Origin of the sequence: Variovorax sp. 350MFTsu5.1 (genome assembly GCF_048302515.1) — a bacterium.
Lineage (GTDB): Bacteria > Pseudomonadota > Gammaproteobacteria > Burkholderiales > Burkholderiaceae_C > Variovorax > Variovorax guangxiensis.
Genome location: NZ_CP157620.1, coordinates 4,660,879 through 4,670,012, shown reverse-complemented (window position 1 = coordinate 4,670,012; position 9,134 = coordinate 4,660,879). Strand labels below are relative to the sequence as shown.

The 9,134-nt window shown below is 68.3% G+C and carries 6 protein-coding genes and 2 pseudogenes; 1 reads left to right on the top strand and 7 read right to left on the bottom strand.

Going from position 1 to position 9,134, the window contains the following annotated elements; genetic code table 11:
- Window positions 1–8 precede the first annotated feature (8 nt).
- From ABL843_RS21360 to fhuF, 7 genes and pseudogenes are all read right to left on the bottom strand, one after another.
- Entirely contained in the window at window positions 9–2,447 is a 2,439-nt protein-coding gene (locus ABL843_RS21360) for a TonB-dependent siderophore receptor (protein ID WP_418117204.1), read from the bottom strand.
- A gap of 168 nt (window positions 2,448–2,615) precedes the next feature.
- Window positions 2,616–3,659, bottom strand: a complete 1,044-nt coding sequence (locus ABL843_RS21355) for a FecR family protein (protein ID WP_418117203.1) — start codon at window positions 3,657–3,659, stop codon at window positions 2,616–2,618.
- An 8-nt stretch (window positions 3,660–3,667) separates the two neighbouring features.
- A complete protein-coding gene (locus ABL843_RS21350; RefSeq protein ID WP_418117202.1) occupies window positions 3,668–4,291 on the bottom strand; it encodes an RNA polymerase sigma factor in 624 nt (207 codons plus the stop codon).
- Between the two features lie 196 nt (window positions 4,292–4,487).
- Complete coding sequence (locus ABL843_RS21345; protein ID WP_418117201.1) at window positions 4,488–5,801, bottom strand: lysine N(6)-hydroxylase/L-ornithine N(5)-oxygenase family protein; 1,314 nt, start codon at window positions 5,799–5,801, stop codon at window positions 4,488–4,490.
- A pseudogene (locus ABL843_RS21340) lies at window positions 5,788–6,333 on the bottom strand (GNAT family N-acetyltransferase); the annotation flags it as partial. The pseudogene ABL843_RS21340 and the gene ABL843_RS21345, both read right to left, overlap by 14 nt.
- A 570-nt stretch (window positions 6,334–6,903) precedes the next feature.
- Window positions 6,904–7,869 (bottom strand): annotated as a pseudogene (locus ABL843_RS21335) (alpha/beta hydrolase); the annotation flags it as partial.
- A gap of 68 nt (window positions 7,870–7,937) precedes the next feature.
- Window positions 7,938–8,696, bottom strand: coding sequence for a siderophore-iron reductase FhuF (fhuF, locus tag ABL843_RS21330; protein WP_418117200.1), 759 nt, complete (start codon window positions 8,694–8,696; stop codon window positions 7,938–7,940).
- 185 nt (window positions 8,697–8,881) lie between these two features.
- Here fhuF and ABL843_RS21325 point away from each other — a divergent pair, with 185 nt between their 5' ends.
- Entirely contained in the window at window positions 8,882–9,121 is a 240-nt protein-coding gene (locus ABL843_RS21325) for a hypothetical protein (RefSeq protein ID WP_418117199.1), read from the top strand.
- Window positions 9,122–9,134: the final 13 nt, after the last annotated feature.

Below are 9,134 nucleotides of genomic sequence, written 5' to 3'. Positions count from 1 at the left end.
GACAGCAATCAGAGCTTGTAGGTGAGCTTCAGCCAGACGTTGCGCGGGCGGCCGTAGGTGTAGCCGTTGTAGCCGCCGAGCCCGCTGTAATAACGCTTGTCGGTCAGGTTCTCGATGTTGAGCGAGGCGCTCAGCTTCTTGTCGAACTCGTAGCGCGCCATCAGGCCGATGAGCGTGAGGCCACCCTGCGTCGCACGGCCGAGTCCGGAAGCCTCGTCGTAATAGATGCTGCTCTGGTAGCTCACGCTGCCGCCGACGGTGAGCTTGCTCCAGTCGCCAGGCAGGCGGTAGCTGGTGCTTACGCGGAACAGGCGGTTGGGGTAGGTGGGATCGAGCCGCACGCCCTTGTTGTCGCGCTTGACGTGGTAGGTGTAGCCCGCCTGCATTTGCCAGCCGGGTGCCAGCTCGCCCGAGGCGGTCAGTTCGAAGCCCCTGCTGCGTGCGCCGGGCACGGACCGGTAGGGAACGCTGCCGTCGGGCAGCAGGCCTGCGCTGGTGTCTTCCACGGGCAGATTGGTCTGCTTGGTGCGGAAGACCGCGAGGCTGGTGTTGAGCTTGCCTGCGAAGTGCTCGCCCTTGATGCCGAGCTCGTAGTTCTTGCCGCGCTGCGGCGGGATCACATTGTTGGCGCTGTCGCGCTCGGTGTTGGGCATGAAGATGTCGGTGTAGCTGCCGTACACGGAGAACTCCTTGCTGAGGTCGTACACGATGCCGGCATAGGGTGTGACGACACCGCTCTCGTGCGAGCCGGGAACCCTGGTCAGCGTGCCGGCCACCTGGTTGCGGTTGAGCGCGTCGTTCTTGTACCAGGTACCCCGAGCTCCCACGATCACCGACAGCGGGTCGGCCAGGCGCAGACGCGTCGAGGCGTAGACCGACTTCTCGGAGGTCTGGCCCGACAGCGTGTACGACTTGTAGGGGAAGGATGTGACTGCGGGGAACGACTGCAGCGTGTAGAAGTTGAGCGGCCGGGTATCGAAGACGGTGGGCGCTGCCAGGTTGGTGTCTATGGCGTAGTCGTAATCGTTGTAGCTGAACCCGAGGACCGCCTCGTGCTTGCGCCCGAAGGCCTCGAAGGGGCCGCGCAGGTGGGCGTCGAAGGAGGTATTCCTCGATGTCGCCGGGTTGTCCCGGATGTCGATGGTGGAGTCGCCCGTCGCATCGACGGGGTAGAAGGTATTGAGGTCGCCCGAGGCGCGCTTGCGCTTGCTCTTCAGGTAGCTCGCGTCGAGCTTCAGGCGCCAGCTGCCGCCCAGCTGCTGATCGAGGTTGGCGAAGACCTTGTCCGAGTACATGTTCCAGTAGCTCCAGGGCGCGCTGGAGTTGAAGGAGCGCGGCAGACGGGTGCGCGTGCCGTCGCTGAAGAAGAGCGGGGCCTGGCCGTAGTTGGCGCCGTCGGTGGCGGTCTTCTGGTGCTCGACGCCGACGGCCAGCGTGGTGGTGGGGGAGAGGTCTGCCTCCAGGATGCCGTACAGCACGTCTTCCGCGGTCTTCTTCGATTCGATGAAGCTGTCTCCCGCGGTGCGCGAAGCCACGAAGCGTCCGCGCAGCGTTCCCGCGGCATTGAGCGGGCCGCCCACGTCGACTTCGCCGGAGTAGCGGTTCCAGGAGCCGATGCCGCCGGTCACGTGGCCCGAGAACTCGGTGGTCGGGCGCTTTCGCACCAGGTTGATCGCGCCGCCGGGCGAGCCCACGCCGTTGAGGAGGCCTGCCGAGCCGCGCAGCACTTCCACGCGGTCGTAGATGGCGGTGCTGAGCATGCTGACCTCGCCCGCCACGGTGTTGAAGGCGAAGGTGGGGATGCCGTCGATCATGGTGCCCAGCGTGAAGCCGCGGGACGTGAACTGCACCCGTTCGTCGAGCCGGTCGGCCACGATCCCGGGGGTCTGGCGCAGCACGTCGTCGAGCGTGACCAGGTTCTGGTCTTCGATCTGCTGGCGGCCGATCACGCTCACGGACTGGGGGGTCTCGCGCAGGGACAGGTCCATGCGCGTGGAGGTCGAAGCGGAGCGGGCTGCGTAGGAGCCCGTGCCTTCGGTGGTGCCGTCGGCCGTGGCCTGGACTGTCACCGGTGGCAGCGAGGTGCCGGCCGTGGCGGTCGAAGCGCGCTGGATCGTGACCTGCGAGGCGCCGTTGCGCACCGCGACGAGGCCGCTGCTGGCGAGCAGCCGGTCCAGCGCCTGCTGCAGCGTCAGCCTGCCGGATACCGCGGGCGCGCTGATGCCCGTCACCATGTCGCCGGCAGCGAACACCTGCGCACCCGTCTGCCGCGACAGCTCGTTCAGTGCCGCCGCCAGCGGCTGCGCGGGCACGCGGATGTCGAAGGTCGGCGCGGCCGCCTGCTCGGACGCCTGGGCGGAAGCAAGGCTGCTCCAGCTGGCGAAGGTGGTTCCGAAGGCGGCGGCGAGTGCGGCGCTCAGAAGGCGATGGCGAGGCGAAGAACGCATGGGTCAGGGCTCCAGGTCAAGTAAATGCGACGTATTCGTACTTTTGGACGCCATGGCTCGCAAAAAACAGCAGCCTTGGCGTTTCTCAAAGTAAGACGTTTGAACTCGCCAAACAGAGACACACTGTTCGGCCCCGGGCACGCCGTGAGGCTGGTGCTGCCTCTTTTTTCAGCGCTTGCGCAGTTCCACGCTGCCGTCAGGGTGGGGGGCGGCGATCACCGGGAGGATCGTCGGCAGCACTTCGACCAGACCCACGGAGTCATTGGTGCGGAAGCGGCCGGACAGGCGCAGGGCGTCGATGCGCGCGTCGGCGCTGACGATGGGGCGGATTCGGTAGCTGTTGACCGCCGCGAGGGCCTCGCTCAGCGGCGTGTTGTCGAATACGAGCCAGCCGTCTCGCCACGCCGAGAGGGCGCGGGTGTCGGACTGCCGCACGACATCGGCGTGGCCGTCCAGCACTTCGACGAGTTCGCCGGCGTGCAGGTCGATGACCTCGGCGGACGGTATGGATGCCTCGGCGTTCTGGCGGGCACGCACCTGCACGCGGACATGCCCCTGCTCCACCCCCACGGTGACCGGCCCGCCGCGGTCACGCACGGTGAAGACGGTGCCGACGACCTCGATGACAGCATCGCGCGTGCGCACCCGAAAGGGGCGCTGTGAGTCGTGCGCCACTTCGAAGCGCACCTCGCCGCGCGCCATGTCGACGATCCGCTGCCCGCGGTACAGCGTGACCTCGATGGCGCTCCGGGGCGCGATGTCGAGCTGGCTGCCCGATGCGTCGGCGGCGCCGTCGGGCAGCGTCACCTTCAGCATCTGCGCGGTGCGGGTGTTGTAGGCGGAGCGAAATACGGGCTGCTGCCAGTACCACTGCACGCCACGGCCCGCGACGAGGCCGCCGCCCACCAGCCCCACGATGGAAAGCAGCAGCTTTCGGCGCTGGGGCGAACGGGCGGAGGTTGCCGCAGCGGCCGCCGCCATGCCGGCGGCCGGTGTGTCGAAGTGCGCGCGCAGGTCGCCGGCCATGCCGCCGAGCATGTCCCAGCGGTGTCGCGCTTCGAGCAGCGCCGCGGCGTGCTCGGGCGATCTGTTGCGCCACTGGTTCATGGCCGCGCGGGCGTTCTGCGCGGCTTCCCCCGGCGCGACCTCGCCTTCCACGATCAGCGCGAGCGCGCGCTCGATCAGCCGTTCGCGCGGTGCGCCCATTGCCATGCCGCCGCTCACGAGAAGTCTTCGGCCAGCGCGGCGTCGAAGCCCGCGCGGCTTTGAACGTGCGGCGGTTCGATCAGCTCGGTGCGCAGCTCGGCGAACACTCGCGAGCAGTCGATGGTGGCGCGCAGCAGGTGCTTGGCCACGGCCATCTCTGTGATGTCGAGCTGCTTCGCGATCTCGGCACGCGTGTGGCCGTAGGCCCGGAACAACAGGAACACTTCGCGCCGCCGGGGCGGAAGCTTCTCCATGGTTTCGACCACCCGCGCCAGCACGCGCTGCTGCGCCAGGAGGAATTCGCTGGAGGGCGCCACGAGGCTGGAGCCGATGGTGGCGTGCGAGCCCACCCATTCCTGGGCCACCTTGCGGCGGCGCGCCTCGTCGATGCAGAGATTGCGCGCCACGCGAAAGAGCAGGGCGCGAGGCGACTCGATGCCACCGCTGCCGCTGTCCTTCGCGTCATCGGGCGAAATGTCGATGCGCGCGGCGCCGGGCGCCTTCGTCGCCTGCGCGTAGACGCGCTCGAAGCTCGACTGCGCGATGTCCGCCGCGTAATGGGGGTCCCTCAGGTCGCGAGTGAGCTGTCGGCGCAAGTCCGCATAGTGAGCTACAAGTTCCTGGACGAGGTCGCGCATCCGGCAGCCTTCTCGCAAGCATCGACGATGGGCCCCGGAACCGGACGCCCGTCATGCCCGCGAGATCGCCGCCTCCTTCAGGAAGCAACGAGATGGCGGCGATGGCTTTGCGTTTCGGTGACCCCGGGGGATGGGGTTAATAAGAACTATTCTTATTAAGTGTATCACCGAGTCACCGAGCCGCGTCTTTCCGATGTCAGATGACTGCAGTGGCGCGCGACGCGCGTTCCGCCGCCTGCGCCTGCTGCTGCAGCGGGCGCGGGTTCGCGTTCAGCAGCGCTTGACCGATCTCGTCCGAGCGGATCGCCGTGACCGACAGCAGCGTGTCGCTCAGCCCGTGGCTGGTCTCGCAGGCGCCCTGCAGGAAGATGCCCGGCTTGAGCTCCGGCGTGCCCTGCAGCCGGTAGTGGCGGTCCACCGTGAAGTCGCCCAGATAGGGCGCGAGCGGATCGAGCAGCGTCCGGTGCGCGTCGCGCGCGTAGCCCGTGGCGAGGATCACCGCGTCGTAGGCCTGGTTGCCGCGCTCCCCGCTGTTGAGGTCGTGCAGCGACAGGTGGACGCCGTCCGCCGCGGCGCGCACCGCGGTCACCTCGTGGCGGCGCAGGAAGCTGTGGCGCGCCACGCCCGCCACGCGCTGGCGATAGAACACGTTGAAGATCTGCTGGATCAGCTCCAGGTCGGGCGCCGCGTAGTTGGTGTGCCAGAACTCCTCCAGCAGCTCGGCGCGCTCGGGCCCGGAGCGGTTGAAAACGAAGTCGGTGAAGTCGGCGTTGAAGATCTCGTTGACGAAGGGGCTGTCGTCCGAGGGCTTGATCGAACGCGCCCGCATGATCAGGTCCACCGCCGGCTTGTTCGGATGGCTCTGCAGGTCCATGAATATCTCCGCCGCGCTCTGGCCTGCGCCGACGATGGCGATGCGTTTGGCGTCGGGATGCTTCGCGATCGCCTCCAGGTAGCTGCTCGAATGGAACACGCGCACGTCGTCCCTGAAGGGTTGGAAGCGCGCCGGAATGTTCGGCACGCCGCCCACGCTCACCACCAGGTTGCGTGCCAGCCGCTCGCGCACCGTGCCATCGGCCTGGCGCGAGCGCACGCGCAGCATCTGCACCTCGGTGCCGCGCATCTCGGGCACCACTTCGAACACGGCCTCGCCGTAGGCGCAGCGATCCTCGAATTGCGCCGCGGCCCAGCCCAGGTAGTCGTTGAACTCATGGCGGCTCGGGAAGAAGGTCTTGAGGTTGACGAAATCCTGCAGGCGGTGCTTCTCGTGCAGGTAGTTCAAAAAGGTGAAGCGGCTCGCGGGGTTGCGCAGCGTCGCCAGGTCCTTGATGAAGGAGATCTGCATGTGCGCGTTGTCCAGCAGCATGTTCTTGTGCCAGACGAAGCCCGGCTGCTTCTCGATGAACAGCGCGTCCACGAACTGGCCGTGGTGGCGCTTCTCGTCGAGGGCGATCGCCAGGGCGATGTTGGACGGGCCGAAGCCGACGCCGATCAGGTCATGGATTTGCATATGAGGGGTCCTCGGTGGGAAGTTCGGCGCGCTCGGCCGAAGTTGGCGAAATGGTCGACTCCCCTTGGGGAATCCAGAGAGCCTCGCCGAAGAAGCGTTCGCGCAGCAGCATGCCCAGCATGGCCCGCTTGTGCGGAAAGTCGAACTCCTTCACGTGCGCATAGCCACAGCGGCCAAGGCTCTTGATCATCTTGTGGTTGTCCGCGCGCGGCTCGATCACGATGCGCTGCGTGCGGCAGTCGTCCAGGAAGAGGTAGTGCGACACCGACGGCATCCACGCCGTGAGGAAGGGCTTGCCGCGAAAGCGCTCTTCGCCGATCAGGGCGTGCCAGCCGCGGTCGTGGTCGCCTGCGTCGTAGAAGGGCGCGATGCGGTCTTCCTTGGCCCAGTACACCTCGAAGTAGCCGAAGGCTTCGCCGTCGAGCCGGCCGATCAGCCCCGTGACGCGCGGGTCGGCCGCGATGGCGTCCAGGTACGCGCGATGCTTCGCGAGATCGCCCTGTTCTTCCCAGAAGTGCGCGACCACGGGGTCGTTCATCCAGCGGTTGAAGGCGGGGAGGTCGCGTTCGATGTCGACGGTGTCGAGCGTCAGCGTCTGCGACAGCCACGGAATGTGGCGCTGGTAGACCGTGCCGACGGGCTTGGCGGGCCGCAGCGGATGCCGCTTGCCCTGGCTCATCACATGGCGCTGCGCGAAGGGCTCGCGCGGATTGCGCTGCCACACGCGCGGCAATTGCCAGAAGGTCTCGCGCACCACGCTCGGCAATTGCCCGTCGGCAAGGCCGACCGCCCCTGCGCCGACCAGCCGGGCAATGCACGGCGACGGCACCTGCAACGGCAGCGCCTTGCATTCCGGATGGCGCACGAAGACGGCTTCGATGGCCGCCAGCAGATGGGTTTCCTCAGGCTCCGTGCCCGCGTCGAGCGGCCATTCCAGACGCAACGTGCCGGCCTGCTCGCGCAGCGTCCAGCGGCTGGTCCGCTCGCTGCCGCCTTGCGGGCCGACCGAAAGCTTCGCCGCGTCGAGCCGCACTTCGAGCGGCTGGCCGTCGGGGTGCGCGTGGAAGACCCATGCGCCGATGGCCGAAGGCGTGGTGGCGGCCGCGGCGGCTGCCGGCGCCGGCCGCCGGAAGGCCTCGGCCAGTACCTGCGCGAGCGAGCCGCGCAGCGCATCGGCTTCGTCCACCACCTGGCTCAGCCGCGCGAAGTCATGAACCATGCCCTCGTGCACGGCCAAATGCGTGCGCACGCCGGCCTCCTGCAGGCGCGCGGCGTAGGCCCTGCCTTCGTCCACCAACGGGTCGTATTCCGCCAGCACGAGGTGCGCGGGCGCGAGGCCGCAGAGATCCTTCGCGGCGAGCGGGGCGAAGCGCCAGTCGAGGCGGTCTTCGTCGCTGCGCAGGTAGTGGCCGAACATCCATTGCAGCGTGCGCTGCTCGAGCAGGTGCCCCTTGGCGTAGCGCCGGTGCGAGTCGCTGTCCTGCCGGATGCTGGTGCAGGGATACAGCAGCAGCTGCAGCAGCGGCTGCGGGCGCCCGGCATCGCGCGCGGCGATCGTCAGCGCCGTGGCCAGCGTGCCGCCGACGCTGTCACCGCCGAAGGCCACGCGGGAGGTGTCCAGGCCGAGCGAGCCGCCGTGCACCGCGAGCCACTGGGCGGCATCTTCGGCATCGTGGAAGGCGGTGGGGAACTTGTGCTCGGGCGCGAGGCGGTAGTCGACCGCCAGCACCGCGCACGCGGCGTTTTTTGCCAGCGTGCGGCACAGGGCGTCGTGCGAGTCCAGCCCGCCGACGACATAGCCGCCGCCGTGGAAGTAGAGCAGGGTGGGCAGCGGTGCATCAGTGGCTGCGCCGCGATACAGCCGCGCGCGCAGCGGCGCGCCGTCGCGGGCGCGCAAGCCGATGTCCTCCACGGGCAGGTCGGGGCCCACGCCGTCGAGCGCCAGCGTCGACTGGTCGTAGCTGGCGCGCGCCTGCGCGGGCGACATGTCGCACATCGGGGGGCGTCCGTCCTCCTCGGCGATGGCGGCAAGTTCGAGGAAGGCTTCCAGGTCGGGATGCAATGGCATGGTGGATGTCGCGGTTGCATCCATGAACGGATGCTTATCCGCAAAAGACGCACTGCGCGGCTGTTTGTTTAGGCGCGGTCCCGCGCCTTGCGGAACTCCGGCGCCAGCGGACACGCACCGCAGTAGCCCTCTTCGGGCAGCAGGTAATAAAGACAGCACTGCCGGTGCAGCGTGACCGCGGCCGGCGTGCCGGACTGCATTCGCACGACCTTGCGCTGCACCGCGAACAACGGGTTGTCGGCGCAGCCCCAGCGCGGCTGGTGCAGCAGGTGGTCCAGGTCCTTCGCGATGGAGGGAGCGTGGCCGCTGAGCAGCAGGCCCTGCTGGAGTACGGGCTCCAGGTAGCGCGCGGCATTGCCCCACAAGATCTTGGGCGCGATGCGCGTGAGTCGGGTCAGCTGCGCGAAGAGCGGCCCGAGGTGCTCGAAGAGCAGCGCCGTATAGCGCGCTGCGGTGTCGGTGCCGGGGCGCGCGTGCCCTTCGTGCGTGATGTGAAAGCGCTGCGGCACGGCGCCGTCTTCGAAGCTGATCCACACCCGCTCCGGCGCCATCGGAAATTCATGCTGAAGCAGGCTGGCCGCCGCGGCCACCGGGGGCAGCAGGGCATTCAGGTAGTGCATGCTCCAGGCCGAGGCCACCGGCCGCAGGTCGGGCCTGCGCACACGGCGGTGGCGGGCGTGCTGCTGCAGCAGCACGGCAAGAAGCTCCGGCCTGGCGATCAGCTCGGCCACCTGCACGGCGCCCGCGGGCGGCTGCGGCGCGCAGGCCAGCGTTTCGCCGTAGACCGCCCACTCGCCCCGGAAGATCGGCGCCAGCAGGGGAATCATCGGAAGAAAAGACCGGGCGTGGCCGCGCAAGTCGTGCTCATCCAACAGGAGACGGACGAGCCGCCCGAAGGTTTAGTGCGGCGCAATAGTTCACGAAATTGCGACGTGGAGATGACATGCGCTAAACATCCGACGGCGGGTCGCGTCTATCCACGCATCCACAGCAGTCCAGGCGTCCAGATGCGATGAACTCCCGTCACCACGTTCCTTCCGATCCGGCTTTCAGCGAGGCCTGGCGGCTCTTTCGCGAGCTGCACGATGCGCCGTCGCTCGAGCGCGCGGAGAAGCTGGTCCTGTGGCTGGGGCGCGATGCCCGGCACGTGCGCGCGCTCGACGATGCCCTGACCCTGTGGGCCCTGGCCGGCGCGGTCATGGTCGGGTCCGCGCCCGGCGACGAGTCGTGCCAGGAGCCGACCTTGCAGTAAGCAGCAAGCGGCG